Source organism: Massilia sp. UYP32, assembly GCF_050434365.1.
Taxonomy (GTDB): Bacteria; Pseudomonadota; Gammaproteobacteria; order Burkholderiales; family Burkholderiaceae_D; genus Telluria; species Telluria timonae.
In genome coordinates, this window is record NZ_JBNDIK010000015.1 from 61,063 (window position 1) to 78,587 (window position 17,525).

The 17,525-nt window shown below is 65.6% G+C and carries 17 protein-coding genes and 1 pseudogene; 3 read left to right on the forward strand and 15 right to left on the reverse strand.

Translation table 11 applies throughout. From position 1 onward, the window contains the following. Window positions 1-8 precede the first annotated feature (8 nt). From xylG to ABIB42_RS13455, 6 genes and pseudogenes are all read right to left on the reverse strand, one after another. Window positions 9-1,532 (reverse strand): D-xylose ABC transporter ATP-binding protein, encoded by a 1,524-nt coding sequence (xylG, locus tag ABIB42_RS13430; protein WP_429248463.1) that lies wholly within the window; start codon window positions 1,530-1,532, stop codon window positions 9-11. A gap of 72 nt (window positions 1,533-1,604) precedes the next feature. Next, on the reverse strand, window positions 1,605-2,600 hold the full coding sequence (xylF, locus tag ABIB42_RS13435; RefSeq protein WP_429248513.1) for a D-xylose ABC transporter substrate-binding protein: 996 nt from the start codon (window positions 2,598-2,600) through the stop codon (window positions 1,605-1,607). 85 nt (window positions 2,601-2,685) lie between these two features. Further along, window positions 2,686-3,492, reverse strand: coding sequence for an SDR family NAD(P)-dependent oxidoreductase (locus tag ABIB42_RS13440; protein ID WP_429248464.1), 807 nt, complete (start codon window positions 3,490-3,492; stop codon window positions 2,686-2,688). 150 nt (window positions 3,493-3,642) lie between these two features. Continuing rightward, window positions 3,643-4,746 (reverse strand): LacI family DNA-binding transcriptional regulator, encoded by a 1,104-nt coding sequence (locus tag ABIB42_RS13445; RefSeq protein WP_429248465.1) that lies wholly within the window; start codon window positions 4,744-4,746, stop codon window positions 3,643-3,645. A gap of 170 nt (window positions 4,747-4,916) precedes the next feature. Next, window positions 4,917-5,855 (reverse strand): patatin-like phospholipase family protein, encoded by a 939-nt coding sequence (locus ABIB42_RS13450; protein WP_429248466.1) that lies wholly within the window; start codon window positions 5,853-5,855, stop codon window positions 4,917-4,919. A 484-nt stretch (window positions 5,856-6,339) separates the two neighbouring features. Then, a pseudogene (locus ABIB42_RS13455) lies at window positions 6,340-7,356 on the reverse strand (NAD(P)/FAD-dependent oxidoreductase); the annotation flags it as partial. Between the two features lie 38 nt (window positions 7,357-7,394). Between ABIB42_RS13455 and ABIB42_RS13460 the strand changes: the two are divergent. Next, complete coding sequence (locus ABIB42_RS13460; protein ID WP_429248467.1) at window positions 7,395-9,380, forward strand: peptidase U32 family protein; 1,986 nt, start codon at window positions 7,395-7,397, stop codon at window positions 9,378-9,380. 237 nt (window positions 9,381-9,617) lie between these two features. After that, window positions 9,618-10,355: an SDR family oxidoreductase gene (locus ABIB42_RS13465; protein WP_429248468.1), complete on the forward strand. Its 738-nt coding sequence runs from the start codon at window positions 9,618-9,620 to the stop codon at window positions 10,353-10,355. 12 nt (window positions 10,356-10,367) lie between these two features. On the opposite strand, the gene ABIB42_RS13470 is transcribed toward ABIB42_RS13465, so the two are convergent. The 8 genes from ABIB42_RS13470 to ABIB42_RS13505 form a co-directional block, all read right to left on the reverse strand. Then, a complete protein-coding gene (locus ABIB42_RS13470) occupies window positions 10,368-11,066 on the reverse strand; it encodes a glutathione binding-like protein (protein WP_005671068.1) in 699 nt (232 codons plus the stop codon). 105 nt (window positions 11,067-11,171) lie between these two features. Further along, the gene (wrbA, locus tag ABIB42_RS13475; RefSeq protein ID WP_184236378.1) at window positions 11,172-11,771 is read right to left on the reverse strand and encodes an NAD(P)H:quinone oxidoreductase; all 600 of its coding nucleotides are present in this window, start codon (window positions 11,769-11,771) and stop codon (window positions 11,172-11,174) included. A gap of 123 nt (window positions 11,772-11,894) precedes the next feature. Further along, on the reverse strand, window positions 11,895-12,794 hold the full coding sequence (gene lpxO / locus ABIB42_RS13480) for a lipid A hydroxylase LpxO (protein ID WP_005671070.1): 900 nt from the start codon (window positions 12,792-12,794) through the stop codon (window positions 11,895-11,897). A 180-nt stretch (window positions 12,795-12,974) separates the two neighbouring features. Next, the gene (locus tag ABIB42_RS13485) at window positions 12,975-13,202 is read right to left on the reverse strand and encodes a DUF6139 family protein (protein WP_005671071.1); all 228 of its coding nucleotides are present in this window, start codon (window positions 13,200-13,202) and stop codon (window positions 12,975-12,977) included. 121 nt (window positions 13,203-13,323) lie between these two features. Next, complete coding sequence (locus ABIB42_RS13490; RefSeq protein ID WP_005671072.1) at window positions 13,324-13,524, reverse strand: hypothetical protein; 201 nt, start codon at window positions 13,522-13,524, stop codon at window positions 13,324-13,326. A 146-nt stretch (window positions 13,525-13,670) separates the two neighbouring features. Continuing rightward, window positions 13,671-14,609 carry a methyltransferase domain-containing protein gene (locus ABIB42_RS13495; protein WP_429248469.1) on the reverse strand — a complete coding sequence of 313 codons (939 nt, stop codon included), beginning with the start codon at window positions 14,607-14,609 and terminating at the stop codon, window positions 13,671-13,673. A 127-nt stretch (window positions 14,610-14,736) separates the two neighbouring features. Beyond that, on the reverse strand, window positions 14,737-15,399 hold the full coding sequence (locus tag ABIB42_RS13500) for an ankyrin repeat domain-containing protein (RefSeq protein ID WP_429248470.1): 663 nt from the start codon (window positions 15,397-15,399) through the stop codon (window positions 14,737-14,739). Window positions 15,400-15,402: 3 nt separating this feature from the next. Then, a complete protein-coding gene (locus tag ABIB42_RS13505; RefSeq protein WP_429248471.1) occupies window positions 15,403-16,185 on the reverse strand; it encodes a TatD family hydrolase in 783 nt (260 codons plus the stop codon). 221 nt (window positions 16,186-16,406) lie between these two features. Here ABIB42_RS13505 and ABIB42_RS13510 point away from each other — a divergent pair, with 221 nt between their 5' ends. After that, window positions 16,407-16,907 carry a hypothetical protein gene (locus tag ABIB42_RS13510; protein ID WP_429248472.1) on the forward strand — a complete coding sequence of 167 codons (501 nt, stop codon included), beginning with the start codon at window positions 16,407-16,409 and terminating at the stop codon, window positions 16,905-16,907. Between the two features lie 83 nt (window positions 16,908-16,990). Here the strand turns inward: ABIB42_RS13510 and ABIB42_RS13515 are convergent, their stop codons facing one another. Next, entirely contained in the window at window positions 16,991-17,512 is a 522-nt protein-coding gene (locus ABIB42_RS13515) for an N-acetyltransferase family protein (RefSeq protein WP_429248473.1), read from the reverse strand. Window positions 17,513-17,525: the final 13 nt, after the last annotated feature.

The window sequence follows — 17,525 nt, forward strand, 5'->3', positions numbered from 1 at the left end:
TTTGCTTGTCAGGCCTGGCCCAGGGCGGCGGCCAGCACCGTCTCCTGGCTCAGGCCATCGTTGAGAAAATCGCCGCGCAGCCGGCCTTCCTGCAGCACCAGCACGCGGTCGGACACGCCCAGCACCTCGGCCAGCTCGGACGAGACCATGACGATGGCGATGCCCTGCGCCGCCAGCTCCAGCATCAGGCGGTAGATCTCGAACTTGGCGCCGACGTCGACGCCGCGCGTCGGCTCGTCGAGGATCAGCACCTTGGGGCCGGTCAGCAGCATCCTGGCCAGCACCGCCTTCTGCTGGTTGCCGCCCGAGAGCGCCGTGATCGGCAGCGCGGGGCTGGCCGTCTTGAGCGCCAGGCGAGCGATCTGCCCGCCAATCGCGCTGGCCTCCTCGCCGTCGTCGATGCGGCTCAGGTGCGCGTAGCGCTGCAGCACCGACAGCGTGATGTTCTCGCCCACCGACAGGTCGCGCACGATCCCGTGGTGCTTGCGGTCCTCGGGCACCAGCGCGAAGCCGGCGCGGATCGCCTTCAAGGGGTCGGAGGTGTCGACTTGCCGGCCATCGAGCCAGACCTCGCCCTCGTGGCGGCCCGGATAGGCGCCGAAGAGCGCGGTCACCAGCTCGGTGCGGCCGGCGCCGACGATGCCGGCGATGCCGAGGATCTCGCCGCGCCACACCTGGAACGAGACGTCGTCCACCTTCTTGCGGCGCGGGTTCTCCGGGTCATAGCAGGTGATGTGGCGCGCCTCCATCACCACTTCGCCGATGGCATGTGGCAGCGACGGATACATCTGGTTCATCTCGCGCCCGCACATCTGGGCGATGATCCGGTCCACGCTCATCTCGGGCATCGGCGTGGTGGCGATATGCTTGCCGTCGCGGATGACGACGATGGTGTCGCAGATGGCCGCCACCTCCTCGAGCTTGTGCGAGATGTAGACGCAGGCCACGCCGCGCGCCTTCAGGTCGCGCACGGTCTCGAGCAGCACATCGATCTCGGAAGCGCTGAGCGAGGCCGACGGCTCGTCCAGGATCAAGAGGCGCGCGTTCTTGTTCAGCGCCTTGCCGATCTCGATCAGCTGCTGGTGGCCACCGCCGTAGTGCTTCACCGGCAGCACCACGTTCACGTCCGGCAGGCGCAGGCCGCGCAGGATTTCCTCGGCGCGCCGGTTCATGGCCGGGTAGTCGAGCCGGCCGCCCGGCAAGGTGATCTCGTTCCCCAGGAAGATATTCTCGGCCACCGACAACTCGGGCACCAGCATCAGTTCCTGGTGGATGATGATGATCCCGGCCTCTTCGGTCTCGCGCACCGAGCGCGCACGCAGGGGCTGGCCGTCCCACAGGATCTCGCCATCCCAGCTGCCGTGCGGGTAGACCGCCGACAGCACTTTCATCAGGGTCGACTTGCCGGCCCCGTTCTCGCCGCACAGGCCGACGCACTCGCCCGGCCGGATCGCCAGGTCGATGCCGTCCAGCGCCGGCACCCCGTCGAATCGCTTGGCGATTCCCTTCATTTCAAGCAGATAGCCCGACATCGCACCACTTCCCAAGGCGTGAAAAAATCCCCGCACCGCCGAAGCAAGTACGGGGAAAGGAGAGATTCGCGCTTATTTGCCGGCCAGCTGGCCCTGGGTATAGAAGCCGTCCTTCACCAGCAGGTCGACGTTCGACCTGGTCAGCAGGATGGGCTTGAGCAGGACGGTGCTGACCTGCTTGTAGCCGTTATTGAGCTGGGCGTTATAGGCCGGCTTCTCATTGCGCACCAGCTGCACGGCGAGGGTGGCGGCGCTGGTGGCGATGGTCTTGAGCGGCTTGTAGACCGTCATCGCCTGGCTGCCGGCGATCACGCGCCGCACCGCGGCCAGGTCGGCGTCCTGGCCCGACACCGGCACCTTGCCGGCCAGCTTCTGCGCGGCCAGCGCCTGGATCGCGCCGCCGGCGGTGGCGTCGTTGGACGCGACCACGGCGTCGATCTTGTTGCCGTTGGCGGTGAGCGCATTCTCGACGATCGACATCGCCTCGGAGGCGCTCCAGTCCTTGACCCACTGGCGGCCGACCACCTTGATGTCGCCCTTGTCGATCAGCGGCTGCAGCACCTTCATCTGGCCTTCGCGCAGGATCTTGGCGTTGTTGTCGTTCGGCGCCCCGCCCAGCAGGTAGTAATTCCCCTTCGGTGTCAAGCCGACGATCGACTGCGCCTGCAGCTCGCCCACCGCCTTGTTGTCGAACGAGATGTAGGCGTCGACGTCGGCATTGAGGATCAGGCGGTCGTACGACAGCACCTTGATTTTCGCCTTCTTCGCTTCGCGGATCGCGTTGTTCAACACCGTGGCGTTGTAGGGGACGATCACCAGTACGTCAACGCCGCGCGAGATCAGGTTCTCGATCTGGGCGATCTGGCGCTGCTCGCTGGCGTCGGCCGACTGCACGTAGACCTTGGCGCCGAGCTTTTCGGCCGCGCCGATGAAGTAATCGCGGTCGCGCGTCCAGCGCTCCAGCCGCAGGTCGTCGATCGAGAAGCCGATCTTGGGGTTCCTGGCGTCGGCCATGCTCGGCGCCGATGCGAACAGCAGCGCGCTGCCGAGTGCGATGGCGATGCCCATCTTCGTGAAGCCTTGTTTCATCGTTGTCTCCTTTATTGTCGGCGCGCTCGCTTGCGCGGCGCGCCGTATTGACATTCCATTCGAGTCAGGCGCCGTACCAGCCCGCGTCGACGAAGTATTCGCGGCCGCTGCAGCGGCGCGCATTGTTCGACGCCAGGAACAGCGACAGCGCCGCCACGTCCTGCATTTCGACTCTCGCCGGCAGGCATTGGCCGGCCAGGATACGGTCTTCTTCGGCAGGGGTATGCCACAACGCTTGCTGGCGCGGGGTGCGCACGGCGCCCGGCACCACGGTGTTGACGCGGATATGGTCAGGCCCCAGGTCACGCGCCAGGGCGCGACTGAGGCCCTCGATCGCGGCCTTGGCCGTCATGTACAGCGCCAGCTCGGTGTGCGGCAGGTGCCAGGAAATCGAGCCGACATTGAGGATCACGCCGCCCTGCTGGCGCCGCATCGAACCGGCTGCCGCCTGGGCGCAGAAGAACTGGTGACGCAGGTTGACCGCCATCCGGTCTTCCCAGTACGCCGGCGTCACGTTTTCGATGCGGTGGCGGTCGTCGTTGGCGGCGTTATTGAGGAGGATGTCGATGCCGCCGGCCTCCTGCTCGATGGCGACGAAGCTCGCGGCGAGCGCATCGAGGTCGGTCAGGTCGCAGTGCAGGAAACGCGGCGCATGCGGCGCGGCGTGAAGCGCTGCGGCCAGCGCCTGGCCCGCGGCATCCGCGATGTCGAGGAACCAGACCCGCGCTCCCTGGCCGGCGAAGGCCCGGACCAGTTCGCTGCCGATCCCCGAGCCGCCCCCGGTGATCACGACCCGCTTGTCGCGCAGGTCCGGATAGGTCGCGTAGACCTGCGTCGGGGCGCCCGGCGTAGGGTCGGCATGTGCCGTCATGGTCGTCTCCAGATTATTCTGAGTATGATGGATGCGAAGAACAGCCCCTTAACAGGAGTGTTAGCGCAATCATCCCAGTCTAATGGGCGCCTTCGACGGTTGTCAACGAATTATTGAAATGGATTTCACAGCCCCGGGATGTGCCGGATATCAGCGCGCTTTCGCCACCGACGGCAGGCGTGCCGGCGGACGGATGCGCGGGGCGGCGTCGGACTGGCGACGCACCAGCTCGAAGTCCATGTGGGTCTGTTCCGGCTCGGCCGGTTCGTCTTCGCGCAGCGCGCGCACCCGGCGCACCAGCGCCTGCACCGCCTCGCGCGCCATGCCGGCGATCGGCTGGCGCACGGTGGTCAGTTCCGGCCAGATCGTGGTGGCCATGGCGGTATCGTCGAAGCCGGTGACGGTGAGATCGCCCGGCACGTCCAGGCCCAGCCGGTGCGCGACCGCCACCGTGGCCGCCGCCATGTCGTCGTTGCTGGCGAAGATCGCCGTCGGCCGTTCCGGCAACCCCAGCAACTGCTCGGCCGCGTCCAGGCCCGAGCGGTAGGTGAACATGCCCTGCACCACCAGCTCGTCGGAGGCGTCGGCGCCCTTCTCGGCGATCGCCGCGCGGTAGCCGTCCAGGCGGCGCGCGCTGGCGGTCTGGTTCGGATGGCCGACGATGAAGCCGATGCGCTGGTGGCCCAGCGCGATCAGGTGCCGCGCCATGTAGCGCGCCGCCTCGTAGTCATCGATGCTGACGGCGCCGACGCCGGGGGCCGGCGAGCCGCAGGCCACGACCACCGCAGGGATTCCCGCCTTGGCCACGCACTCGAGCACGGCCACGCTGTCGCACAGCGGTGGCGGCAGGATCACGCCATCCAGGCCGTTATTGATCAGGCGCTGCGTATGCTCGATCTCGTGGTTGCCGGCCTCGCACTTCTCGACGAACAGCTGGACATTGTTGAGGCCCGACTGGTTGAGCAGGCCGACCAGGAATTCGCTCAGGTAGGCGGCGCTCGGATTGCTGTACAGGAAACCGACGCGGATCGGCTTGGAGCCTGCCAGGTTGCGCGCTTCCTGGTTCGGGGTGTAGTTCAGCGCCGCGACCGCCTCGGCCACCTTGCGCCGCGTGCTTTCGCGCACCAGGCTCTTGCCGTTCATGACCCGCGACACGGTCATCGCGGACACGCCGGCGAGCCTGGCCACGTCCACCATGGTGGGCTTGCCCTGCTCCATCGATTCGCGGACGGCCTCGATGCTCGTTTTGCTCATGTCGGTGAATTTCTTTAGAAGTTAGTAATGTTGGCCGATGTTAGCATAGTTACGGATTTGCCATCGGGACCTGTTCCGATTTTGCCGGTAAGGGTTGATTCCTAAGCGAAACAGGGAGAATGTGCGCGGCGTTTGCGCTAACATGCGCGCCACGAGTTGCGATCATATCGCTAGCCGCGCTGCGCCGCGAGCGCCTCGCTGGCCGCCGCCCGACCCTCTTCCATATGGCGCGCGATCGACAACGCCGAAAAATCATAGTCGCGCGCCGCCGTCTCGCATTCGCTCCCCTTGCGCACGATCCGGGTGATGCTGGGCGCGGCATCCTTGTCGCCCATCAGCTGGATATAGGTGGGCCACTGGCGCACCTGCTCGGCCTGCTCCGGCGAGGTGGCGTAGGCCAGGATGCCCTCGACCAGCTTGCGAAAGTCGCGCACCAGCGATTGCTCGGCGCTGTCGCGCCGGATGCGTTCGGCGAACACGATCTCGTCGCGCCGCCCCAGCACTTCCATCAGGCTGGTGGGCAGCAAACCTGTCTCTGGGTACAGGTCGACGATGAAAATGCGCTTGCGCGCCGTGCCCGAATGCTCCAGCAGCAGTTCGAGCGGCGAATTGCTGATGATGCCGCCATCCCAGTAGTGCTTGCCGTCGATGGTGGTCCAGGGAAAGCCCGGCGGCAGGCTGCCGCTGGCCAGGATGTGGTCGGCGCTCAGGTCGTCGACGTAGCTGTCGAAGATTTCCAGGCGCGCCGTCTCGACATTGACCGCGCTGACCAATAGTCGTACCGCACTCGATTTCAGCGCCCCGAAATCGACGTAGCGTTGCAACAGTTCCTTGACCGGGGTCGGGTCGTAGAAGCTGGTCCAGGAGAGCGGCTCCATGCCCGCGAACATACTCGTCAACATGCCGCTCCAGCGCGGCCTGAAGAAGGCCGGCACGCCGAAAGCGAGCGTCTGCCACGAACCGAGCAGGCGCCGCGCCCGGTCGTCGAGCAGCGCGTGCGCCGCCTGCGGCACGTCGAGCGACAGGCGGCGCCAGAAATCCTCCAGCGCGGCGGCGGCATGGCCCGGATTGGCGGCCATGATGACTCCATTGAAGGCCCCGATCGACACCCCGGCGATGACGTCGGGCTGGATGCGCGCGTTCGAGCGCCCGCGCCACGCCGCATTCGAAGGCGCCCAGCGCGCCGCCGCCCTGCAGGATCAGCGCGGTCTGGCTGGGAATGCGGGTGATGGAGAAATCGGGCTCGTGCAGGCGCTTGCAGGCCCAGCCGATATTGGTGCGGTAGCGGATCAGCGACTCGATCGCGCGCGTCTCGATCGCCGGCCGCCCCGTGGAAAACAGGGCGCGCGGCACCTCGTGGTCCAGATACAGGCAGGCCCAGGAGCGGGTCTCGGGGCGGCCCAGCCGGGCATGCTGGTGGCCGGCCTCGGGATGGCCCAGGAACTGGAAGCCCTGGCCGAACAGCTCGCAAGAGAAATACGGCACCTCGTCATAGCGCAGCCGCATGCCGAGCATATTGCGCGCCGCAAGCCGCCCCTGCTTGACCGCATTGTCCCAGTGCTCGATGCGGTGGCGCAGGCGAAACACGGGGTCGGTGAAATTGGCGACGTCGCCCGCCGCCCACACCAGCGGATGCGAGGCTTGCAGGTACTGGTCGACGCACACGCCGTCGTCCAGCGCCAGGCCGCTGCCTTCCAGCCAGCCGAGGTCGGGCGCGACACCGATGCCGACGCCCACCAGGTCGCACGGCAGCCGGCGCCCGCCCTCGGTGACGACCATCTCGACCTGCCGCTCGCCATGGAAGGCGGCGACCGTATCGGCCAGCACTTCCACGCCCTGGCCGGCGTACAGCGCGCGCAGGTAGTCGCTGATGCCGTGGTCGTGCAGCTTGTCGAACAACATGCCGTGGCGCGCCAGCACGGTCACCTGCATACCCTTGCGCGCGAAGGCCGCCGCCATCTCGAGGGCGATGAAGCCGCCGCCGACCACCACCGCCCGCGCCGCGCCCTCCATCGCGCCGCGCAGAAGCCGCGCGTCGCTGGCCGTGCGCAGGTAGTGGATGCCGGGCAGCCCGGCGCCCGGCACCGCGAGATGCACGGGACGCACGCCGGTGGCGACCAGCAGCCGGTCGTAGCGGATGGCGCCGGCGAGGTCGGTGCGCACCAGCTGGGCGTCGGCGTCGAGGCTTGTGGCGCGCACGCCGGACAGCAGGGTCACGCCATTGTCGTGGAAGTATTCAAGCGGCAGCACCGTCGCCAGTGGCGGCGCGGCGTCGCCCTCGAGGAAGCGGGTCGAGAGCTGCGGCCGGTGATAAGGCGGGTCGCGCTCGTCCGCCACGATGACGATGGCGCCTTGCGCGCCCTCCTGGCGCAGCGTCTCGGCGGCAGTGGCGGCGGCCAGGCCGCCGCCGAGCAGCAGATAGCTCGCATGCCGCCCGTGGCCCTGCGCGGCCGGCTCCCCGGACTGTGACTGATCGGCCATCGGCCATCCTTTCGCAAACGGCGTCGATGCGGTTTGGACCGCGGCCGGGCTGCGGCGTTCGCTCGACCTCGAACGAAGATGGTTCCATGCTGACAACGCGCCACGCGAGGCATGACGCGCAGGCGCCATCTCGCTATAATCTCGTCCTTCGCCCCAAAGGAAAACCCATGTCCCTGCTTGCCCACGAGCTCGAATTGCTCTCGCCCGCCAAGACCGCCGAGATCGGCCGCGAGGCAATTCTCCACGGCGCCGACGCCGTGTACATCGGCGGACCGGCCTTCGGGGCGCGCCACAACGCCAGCAATCCGCTGGAAGACATCGCCGCGCTGGTCAAGTTCGCCCACGGCTACCGCGCGCGCATCTTCGTGACCATGAACACGATCATGCACGACAGCGAACTCGACCTGGCGCGCAAGCAGATCTGGCAGCTGTACGAGGCCGGCGTGGATGCGCTGATCATCCAGGACCTGGGCCTGCTCGAACTCGACCTGCCGCCGATCCAGCTGCACGCCAGCACCCAGTGCGACATCCGCGGCGCCGAGAAGGCGAAATTCCTGGGCGACGTCGGCTTTTCGCAGCTGGTGCTGGCGCGCGAGCTGACGGTCGAGCAGATCCGCAAGATCCACGCCGCCACCGACACGCCGCTCGAATACTTCGTGCACGGCGCGCTGTGCGTGGCCTATTCGGGCCAGTGCTATATCTCGCACGCCGACACCGGCCGCTCGGCCAACCGCGGCGACTGCTCGCAGGCCTGCCGCCTGCCCTACACCCTCTCCGACGGCCAGGGCCGCGTGGTCGCCTACGACAAGCACCTGCTGTCGATGAAGGACAACGACCAGAGCCGCAACCTGGAAGCGCTGGTCGATGCCGGCATCCGCTCGTTCAAGATCGAGGGGCGCTACAAGGACATGGGCTACGTCAAGAACATCACCGCCCACTACCGCCTGCTGCTGGACGAGCTGCTCGAGCGCCGTCCGGAGTTCGCGCGCGCCGCCAGCGGCCGCACCCGCGTGATGTTCACGCCCGACGTCGACAAGAACTTCCACCGCGGCCACACCGAATACTTCGCCCAGGGCCGCCTGCCGGACATCGGCGCCTTCGATTCGCCCAAGTATGTTGGCGTGGAACTGGGCATCGTGGCGCGCCTGAACGGCGACAGCTTCGACATCGTCACCAATGCGCCGATGGCCAATGGCGACGGCCTGAACTACATGAACAAGCGCGCCACCTGCGGCATCCAGGCCAACCGCGCCGAAAAGCTCGGCGAGGAACCGGACGGCCAGCGCTGGCGCGTGTTCCCGAACGAGCCGATGCCGACCCTGGCCGGCCTGAAGGTGGGCACGGTCATCCACCGCAACCGCGACCACCAGTGGGAAGCCACGCTCAGTAAGAAGTCGTCCGAGCGCAAGGTGGCGATCGACCTGATCCTGAGCGAAGTGCCGGGCGGCCTGCGCCTGGACGTCGTCGACGAGGACGGCATCGCCTCCAGTGCCGAGGCCATGCTCACACTGGAGCCGGCCCAGCAGGCGGCCCAGGCCGAAGCCGGGCTGCGCGCCAGCCTGGCCAAGCTCGGCAACACGATGTTCGAGGCCGGCCACGTCGCGCTGCAGCTGAGCCAGCCGTGGTTCGTGCCGAGCGCCGCCATCAACGCCCTGCGCCGCGACGCCATCGCCGCGCACGAGGCGGCGCGCCTGGCGGCCTGGGAGCGCCCGCAGCGCAAGGCGCCGGCGGAACCGCCGCCGGTCTATCCGGAAACCCAGCTCAGCTACCTGGCCAACGTCTACAACGACAAGGCGCGCGCCTTCTACCACAAGCACGGCGTGCAGCTGATCGACGCGGCGTATGAAGCGCACGAGGAAGCCGGCGAGGTTTCCTTGATGATCACCAAGCACTGCCTGCGCTTCTCGTTCAACCTGTGCCCGAAGCAGGCCAAGGGCGTGCAAGGCGTGCAGGGCCAGGTGAAGGCCGAGCCCATGACCCTGGTCAGCGGCGACGAGAAGTACACGCTGCGCTTCGATTGCAAGCCGTGCGAGATGCACGTGGTGGGCGCCATGAAGACGAACATCCTCAAATCGCCGCCGCCGTCGAACGTGGCCTACACCCCGCTGACCTTCCATCGCCAGCGTCCGCGCGAGCAGGCGCCGAAAGCGTAGAAACGTCGTTCCCGCGAAGGCGGGAACCCAAGTGCTGCAACGTCGTCGCAGCGCTGACAGAAATGTGGTTCCCGCCTTCGCGGGAACGACGGCCGGGCTGCTCATCGCTTGATGGTATTGCCCCGTTACACCATTTTCACTTCCGGAGGATCGTGCAATCCGCGGCGACTTTTCGGCATGGGCGGCGCGGGCGTGCGCGTCCATACTGGCTCCACTGTCCACACAACGGAGCCCACCATGAAAGACCAACTGTCCAAAGTCGTCCTGATCACCGGCGCCAGCAGCGGCATCGGCGAAGCCACCGCCCGCCATCTCGCCGCGCTCGGCCACCGCGTGGTGCTGGGTGCGCGCCGCACCGAACGCCTGGTGGCGCTGGCGGCCGACATCCGCGAAGCCGGCGGCAAGGCCGACGTCGCCCAGCTCGACGTGACGAGCCTGGAAAGCATGCGCGAATTCGTCGACTTCGCCCTCGAGCGCCATGGCCAGGTCGACGTGTTGATCAACAATGCGGGCGTGATGCCGCTGTCGAAGCTCGATGCGCTCAAGATCGACGAATGGAACCGCATGATCGACGTGAACATCCGCGGCGTGCTGCACGGGATCGCCACCGTGCTGCCGGGAATGCAGGCGCGCCGCAGCGGCCAGTTCATCAACATCGCCTCGATCGGCGCCTACACCGTCAGCCCGACGGCGGCCGTCTACTGCGCCACCAAGTTCGCGGTGGCCGCCATTACCGAGGGCCTGCGCCAGGAAGTCGGCGGCGACATCCGCGTAACGCTGGTCTCGCCCGGCGTGGTGGAGTCGGAACTGGCCGATTCGATCTCGGACCCGCTGGCGCGCGACACGATGCGCGAATTCCGCAAGGGCGCCATCAAGCCGGAAGCGATCGCGCGCGCCATCGCCTTCGCCATCGAGCAGCCGGCGGACGTCGACGTCAGCGAAATGATCGTGCGGCCGACGTCCAGCCCCTACTGATCCGAAGCCGAGTCAGGACGGGATCTTGAGTCCCTTCCTGACCGAGGGGCGCGCCAGGAAACGCTCCAGCGCGTCCCTCACATTGCCGAAGTCTTCGGCGCCGATCAGGTCTTCCGCCTCGTAGAAGTTCAGCAAACCATTAATCCAGGGGAATACCGCGATGTCGGCAATGGTGAAGTCGTTGCCCGCGATCCAGGTATGCTGCGCCAGCTGGGCGTCGATCACGCCGAGCAGGCGGCGCGATTCGGCCACGTAGCGGTCGCGCGGGCGCTTGTCCTCATAATCCTTGCCGGCGAACTTGACGAAGAAGCCGAGCTGCCCGAACATCGGCCCGACACCGCCGATCTGGAACATCACCCACTGGATGACGCGGTAGCGACCCGCCGCATCGTGCGGAATCAGCTTGCCGCTCTTCTCGGCCAGGTAGAGCAGGATCGCGCCCGATTCGAACAGCGCCAGCGGCTGCCCCTCCGGGCCGTCCGGATCGAGGATGGCGGGAATCTTGTTGTTCGGGTTCAGCGACAGGAAGGCTGGCGAGTTCTGCTCGTCCTTGGCGAAGTCGACCTTGTGCGCCTCGTACGGCAGGCCGATCTCTTCGAGCATGATCGGGATCTTGACGCCGTTCGGGGTCGGCATCGAATACAGCTGCAACCGCTCGGGATGGGCGGCCGGCCATTTCTGGGTGATGGGAAAAGCGGAAAGCTTGGTCATGTCGTTGGCGCCTCATCGAGCACCGCCGTGGCGGCAGAGTTCTACGATACCAAAGATTCAATGCGCCCGCTGCGCACTTGGCTGCAGCGGGCGGCATCGCATCGATCAGCCGAACAGCTTGTTGGCGGTCTTGGCGATGAGTTCGCCCTGGTGGCGGGCGCCGCCCAGGTCCTTCTCGCTCGGCTGGCGCTGGCCCTGGCCACCGGCGATGGTGGTGGCGCCATAAGGGCTGCCGCCAACGATCTCGTCCAGCGTCATCTGCTCCTGGTAGCTGTACGGCAGGCCGACGATGGTCATGCCGAAGTGCAGCAGGTTGGTGATGATCGAGAACAGCGTGGCTTCCTGGCCGCCGTGCTGGGTCGCGGTGGAGGTGAAGGCGCCGCCCACCTTGCCGTTCAGGGCGCCACGCGCCCACAGGCTGCCGGTCTGATCGAGGAAGGCCGCCATCTGGCCCGGCATGCGGCCGTAGCGGGTCGGCGCGCCGACGATGATGGCGTCGTAGTGCTCCAGGTCGGCGACGGTGGCGACCGGCGCGGCCTGCTCGAGCTTGAAGTGGGCGCCCTTGGCGACGTCTTCGGGGACGGTCTCGGGAACCCGCTTGACGTCGACGGTCGCGCCCGTGCTGCGCGCGCCCTCGGCGACGGCGTTCGCCATCGTCTCGATGTGGCCATACGTCGAGTAATACAGTACCAGTACTTTTGCCATCGACTGCCTCCATGTGTGGGATTCGGGACGGCCATTGTAGCGACAATGGCCGAATGCCCGTTTTCGGGACCACATGGATTGTGCAGGCGCGAGCGCCTCTCGCGCACTAGGGCTTAAGAAGGATCAGATCCAGTAGATGAAGGCGGCCAGCGCGACGACGAGCAGCACGCGGGTGATGTTGTAGGCGGTCTTGTTCCAGGCCTTGAAGCGGCGGCGGTACTGCCCGGCATAGAAGGAAATGCGGAACAGCTTGCTCACCAGGCCGACCTGGTCGCCGGTTTCATTCGGCGAGGCGGCGGCAGTCATCACGGTGCGGCCGAACCAGCGGTTGAAAGCCTGCATCCAGCGGTAGCGCATCGGGCGCTCGACGTCGCAGAACAGGATCACGCGGTCGCTCTCGCTGCCGTTGATCGCCCAGTGGATGAAGGTTTCGTCGAACACGACGCCCTGGCCGTCGCGCCAGCTGTGGCGCTCGCCGTCGACGTCGATGAAGCAGCGGTCATCGTTCGGCGTGGCCAGGCCCAGGTGGTAGCGCATCGAGCCGGCGAACGGGTCGCGGTGCGGGTTGAGCTTGCCGCCCGGCGGCAGCTCGGCGAACATCGCCGCCTTGACCGAAGGGATCGATTGCAGCAGCGCGTAGGTCTGCGGGCACAGGCGCTCGGCCGACGGGTGGCTGGCGTCATACCACTTGAGGTAGAAGCGCTTCCAGCCGTTCTTGAAGAAGGAATTGAAGCCGGCGTCGTCGTTCTGCTCGGCCGCCTTGATCTTCTTGAGCGCCAGCAGGTTCTCGGCTTCGGCGCGGATGATCGGCCAGTTCTCTTGCAGGCGGGCCAGTTCGGGGAACTCGCTCACCGGGATGAAAGGCGTGTTCGGCACCTTCGAGAACTTGTGCATGAAAATATTGATCGGCGCCATGAACGACGAGTGGTCGAAGATCTGGCGACGGAACGGCAGGCGCACGCGCCCGCGGAAATGGATGTGCAGGATAGACAGAATATAGAAACCCACAACGACCCACTTCATCACATCCTCCATCGCAGCCATGGGAGTGGCTGACCTTCTTGATCAAGGACGCAGGATACCACATCGGCTGCTGGGCCGTGGCGGCCCCGCCGACTCGCTGGAGAGGGAGGGTGGCGCCGGCGCACGGGCCGCATGGCCCGCCTGCCGGCGCTGGCGGTGGCAATACCCGCCAGGAAAATGTCAGTGCAGTACCGACGTCATCGCATAACCTTTTTCGGCGATCTGGCCGTTGAGGTTATCGATGTCGAAATCCGCGATCTGGTCGGCATTGTCGTCGACCTCGAAAGCGCGGGCTTCGATCTCCCAGTCGGTATTGGTGGCTTCTTCGGGAATGTTCTTCGCTTCGGGCACGGCCAGGTACGAGAACTTGCCGTCGTGTTCGGCTCTGCGGTAAATATCCAGGCGCATAGTCATTTTCCTCTATTCAATGCGCGCTTTCCGGATGAAAGCACGCAGCTCCACAGTAGAAGATCAAGTGGCCATAGTCTGTTATCTGCCGAACACTCTGCCGAATACCCGAGCAGGCGCGTCAGCGCGCCGGATTATGTCCAAGCACCCGCGCGGGCAGCATGACGATCGCGCGCAGCAGGCCGAACACGGCGTCGACGCCGATGCCGAGCAGACGGAACGGCAGCAACAGCAGCCACACCACAGGATACAGCACCAGGGCAAGCAGCGCGATTGGCCAGCACAGGAACAGCAGCACCAACCATACCAGGAAACTCAGCATTGTCTTTCTCCATGAAGAAGCAGCATGGTGAATGTATGCCGAAAGAGGTAATGGGGACAGCGGCGTGCGATAAACGGGGGAAACGGCGGCCCGAACGGTCGCCGGAAAGGATGAGCGGACCGACCGGTCCGCCCATGGTTGCCGCATCAGGCGAAGGTGGCCGCTTCCTCGACCGCCGGCGCGTGCGCCCCGGTTTCCGCCTGCTCGGCCACGACCTCGACCTTGATCGACGCTTGCAGCGACGGGATCGAGCCGCCGGCGCGGTAGGCGAAGGAGATGCGCAGCAGGTCGCCGGCCTTGACCTCGACCGGACGGTACAGCGGCAGGGTCATGTAATGGTTGAGCCAGTCGATGGTGGTCGCCTGTTCCTGGACGATGGCCAGCACGTTCTTGGTTACGAAACGCATCGCGTTCAGCGTGCCGCCCTGCTCCACCAGCAGCGAGCCTTCCCAGGCGATCAGGCTGTCGACCGGCTGGCTGAAATCGAGGATGCTGTACACGGCGGGTTGGGCCAGCTCGACCGTGCCTGGCTGGACCACGCCGGTTTCCTGGAACTGCACGATCGGGGCGTAGAAGCCGTCGAAGTCATACGCCTGCTGGATCGGCTGGGCCGCCATGATCACGGCTTCGGGCATGAACAGCGGCAGCGGGCCGCCGAACTTGGCCAGGTAGCGGCGCTTGAACGATTCGATTACTTCGACCTGCTTTTCGCGCAGCATGCCGACGTGGATCATCTCGCAGATCACGACGTCGACCGGCTCCGGCGGCAGGTAGTCGAAGGCGTCGGCATGGATCACTTCAACCTTGTGGCCGTTCGGGTTCATCGCCAGGAAGCGGCGCGCTTCCTGCACCATGTCCGGGTTGAACTCGACGCAATACACTTTCGAGGCGCTCTGGGCCGCGAAGAAAGACAGCACACCGGTGCCGCCACCCAGCTCCAGCACTTTCGCGCCGGGGAACACGGAATAATGGATGGCATTCTTGAAGCTGTGCATCCGGTTCTGGTCCATCAGCATATTGTGATGGTAGTGGACTGGAATGAACTGCCCCAGGTAGCAGCTTTCGATTTCGCGTTCGTTGAGCATGGGTATCCTTGTTGGTCGGTGGTCGTTAAACCGTAGACACATTATGGATACCATTGCCCATGCGCAATTGGTCGAGCTAAGCGCGTTTTACCGTCCAATTCACGAGCGAATTGTCACGCGGACAGGATCAGCGGGCTGGAGCAGTGAGCTCCCTGGCCAGTTCGTCGCGGCCCGCCTGCCTCGCGATCTGGGCCGCGGTATGCCCTTCCGTGTTCTTCAGCGCGGTATTGGCGCCGCGGGCGACCAGCAGGCGCGCCGTCGCGTCCTTCCCTTCGCGCGCCGCCAGCATCAGCGGCGTGAAGGCGCCGCTGGGACGCGGCGACACGGCGTCGAGCTTGGCGCCATGCTCGATGAGCAATTGGGCGATCTTGTCGTCGCCGCTGGCGGCGGCGTAGTGCAGCGCGGTCCAGCCCGGCTGGTTGACCTTGGCGCCTTTTTTCAGCAGCGCGCGGACGACCTCTTCATCGCGCTTGAAGGCGGCCATCATCAGCGCCGTGTTGCCATTGACCGCCTTACGCTCGAGGTCGGTGCCCGGATGGCGCAGCAGTTCAAGGATCACCTCGCGCGCGCCTTCGCGGATCGCCAGCACCAGGGCCGGCTCGCCGCCCAGGGGATTGAGTTCGTTGGCATTGACGACCGCGCCGACCATCTTGCGCACCGTGCCGGCGTCATCCATCTGCACGGCGCGAAAGAAGGAACTCACCTGCTGCGGCGTGGGCGGTTCCACGGCGTGGGCGCCGGCGATCGCGGCAAACAGGACACTGGTGGCAAGCAGGCGGCGGATCGGCACGGGTCAGCTCCTGGCGGTCTGGAACAGATTGAAGAAATTCTCGCTGGTGCGGTCGGCCACCTCGCGCAGCGAGACGCCCTTGAGCGTGGCGATGTACTCGGCCACGTGGGCCACATAGCCCGGCTCGTTCATCCTGCCGCGGAACGGCACCGGCGCGAGATACGGCGAGTCGGTCTCGATCAGCATGCGCTCGAGCGGCACGGCTTGCGCCACCGCCTGCAGTTCCTTGGCGCTTTTGAAGGTGACGATGCCCGAGAACGAGATGTAGAAGCCCTGGGCCATCGCGGCTTCGGCCACCGCCAGCGATTCGGTGAAGCAGTGCATCACGCCCGCAACGCCTCCCGCATCCGTACCGGCGCCCTCTTCCTTCATCAGGCGGATCGTATCTTCGCTGGCGGCGCGGGTATGGATGATCAGCGGCTTGCGCGTCTCGCGCGAAGCGCGGATATGCACGCGAAAGCGTTCGCGCTGCCATTCCAGGTCGCCCTCGAGCCGGTAGTAATCCAGGCCGGTTTCGCCGATGGCGACGATCTTGGGGTGGTTGGCCAGCTCGACCAGCTGCTGGACGGTCGGCTCCGGCGTGTCCTCGTAGTCGGGATGGACGCCGACCGAGGCGAAGATGTGGGGGTGTTGCTCGGCCAGGGCGAGCACGTGCGGGAAGTCAGGCAGGTCGACCGACACGCACAGGGCGTGCGTCACCTTGTTCTCGGCCATCTTGGCCAGGACTTCAGGCATGCGGGCTGCCAGTTCCGGGAAATTGATGTGGCAATGGGAATCGATGTACATCCTGCCATTGTAAAGGCAGGCGTCGGGGAGCGCCATGCGGGCCACTCACCGGACAGGAGCATCACTCGTTGCTCCTGACAAGGGCGGGGAATGCGGTTGTCGAAGCGGGAAGCGTGGATAACTTGCAACAACGTGAAAAATTGAATCGTGCGCGCAACAAAATTCGTCGCTTACCTTAGTATGTGCAATATCATTTTTTTAACAGCCAAGGAAATATTGTAATGAAGACCGTCTCACTTCGCCTCCTGTCCAGCCTGGTCCTGATGGCCGCGTCTTTCTCGGCCTCGGCCGGTCCGACCGTTGGCAAAGCGCTTGAAATCAATGGCGTATTCAATGAAAAAGTTGGTCCTGCGCCGCAATGTGCGTCCACCCTCGGCGGCAAGCTTGCCGGCCACGGTCAGACGGCCGAAGGCACGCCAGTCGCGTTCGTCGGCGGAGACTGCTTCGCCCAGTCCGGCACCACATTCACCTTCAGCAATGGCAAGTTCATCCTGCTGTATCCGAACGGCGACCAGATTTTCGCCAACTACGGTGGCCAGTTCGTTCCCACCGGCGCAGGCACTGCCTACGTCATGAACGGCGGCACCTTCACCATCACCGGCGGCTCCGGCACCTATGCTCGCGCAACCGGCGGCGGCTATTTGAGCGGCACCGAAGACTTGTCCAACGGGGCCGGTACGATCAAGTTATCGGGTCATGTGTACTACAAGCCGAAAAAGTGATCGCTGAAGCAGCACCAGGCTGCGCCGACACGGCGTCGTAACGGCCCGAAAAAAAGAGCGGTATGCATCCCGCTCTTTTTACATCAGTCTACGACGCGCTTGCCCAGGATGATCAGGTCGCGCTCGATCCCGTCGAGATTGGCTACACGTGGGAAATTGGCCCAGGTTTCGAAGCCGTATTTGCGGAACAGTGCCAGGCTTGGCTGGTTATGCCCGAAGATGAAGCCCAGCAAGGTATGCACCTTGACCTCGGGCGCGAACGCCATCGCCAGCTCCAGGCAGTAGCGGCCAAGTCCCTTGCCGCGCGCGCTTTCGGCGATATAGATCGAGACCTCGGCCGTGCCCGAATACGCCGGACGGCCATAGAAGTTCGAATACGACAGCCAGCCCAGCACTTCGGGATGCTCGCGCTTGTCCTCGGCATCGTGAATCACCCACAGCGGACGACGGTCCGGCGTATGGTCGTTGAACCACGCTTCGCGCGATTCGACCGTAATAGGTGCGGTGTCGGCGGTGACTTCGCGCGAGGCGATGGTGGAATTGTAGATGTCGACGATGACCGGCAGGTCGTCGCGTCGAGCCAGGCGATGAACGTAGGATGGCATGAAACGAAAGGTG

Coding starts and splice junctions, on each gene's coding strand:
- ABIB42_RS13495 (WP_429248469.1), bottom strand. CDS start 14,609: ATGCTCAACGAACGCGAAATCGAAAGCTGCTACCTGGGGCAGTTCATT.
- xylG (WP_429248463.1), bottom strand. CDS start 1,532: ATGTCGGGCTATCTGCTTGAAATGAAGGGAATCGCCAAGCGATTCGAC.
- ABIB42_RS13485 (WP_005671071.1), bottom strand. CDS start 13,202: ATGCGCCTGGATATTTACCGCAGAGCCGAACACGACGGCAAGTTCTCG.
- ABIB42_RS13445 (WP_429248465.1), bottom strand. CDS start 4,746: ATGAGCAAAACGAGCATCGAGGCCGTCCGCGAATCGATGGAGCAGGGC.
- ABIB42_RS13510 (WP_429248472.1), top strand. CDS start 16,407: ATGAAGACCGTCTCACTTCGCCTCCTGTCCAGCCTGGTCCTGATGGCC.
- ABIB42_RS13505 (WP_429248471.1), bottom strand. CDS start 16,185: ATGTACATCGATTCCCATTGCCACATCAATTTCCCGGAACTGGCAGCC.
- ABIB42_RS13440 (WP_429248464.1), bottom strand. CDS start 3,492: ATGACGGCACATGCCGACCCTACGCCGGGCGCCCCGACGCAGGTCTAC.
- wrbA (WP_184236378.1), bottom strand. CDS start 11,771: ATGGCAAAAGTACTGGTACTGTATTACTCGACGTATGGCCACATCGAG.
- ABIB42_RS13465 (WP_429248468.1), top strand. CDS start 9,618: ATGAAAGACCAACTGTCCAAAGTCGTCCTGATCACCGGCGCCAGCAGC.
- ABIB42_RS13460 (WP_429248467.1), top strand. CDS start 7,395: ATGTCCCTGCTTGCCCACGAGCTCGAATTGCTCTCGCCCGCCAAGACC.
- lpxO (WP_005671070.1), bottom strand. CDS start 12,794: ATGAAGTGGGTCGTTGTGGGTTTCTATATTCTGTCTATCCTGCACATC.
- ABIB42_RS13515 (WP_429248473.1), bottom strand. CDS start 17,512: ATGCCATCCTACGTTCATCGCCTGGCTCGACGCGACGACCTGCCGGTC.
- xylF (WP_429248513.1), bottom strand. CDS start 2,600: ATGGGCATCGCCATCGCACTCGGCAGCGCGCTGCTGTTCGCATCGGCG.
- ABIB42_RS13470 (WP_005671068.1), bottom strand. CDS start 11,066: ATGACCAAGCTTTCCGCTTTTCCCATCACCCAGAAATGGCCGGCCGCC.
- ABIB42_RS13490 (WP_005671072.1), bottom strand. CDS start 13,524: ATGCTGAGTTTCCTGGTATGGTTGGTGCTGCTGTTCCTGTGCTGGCCA.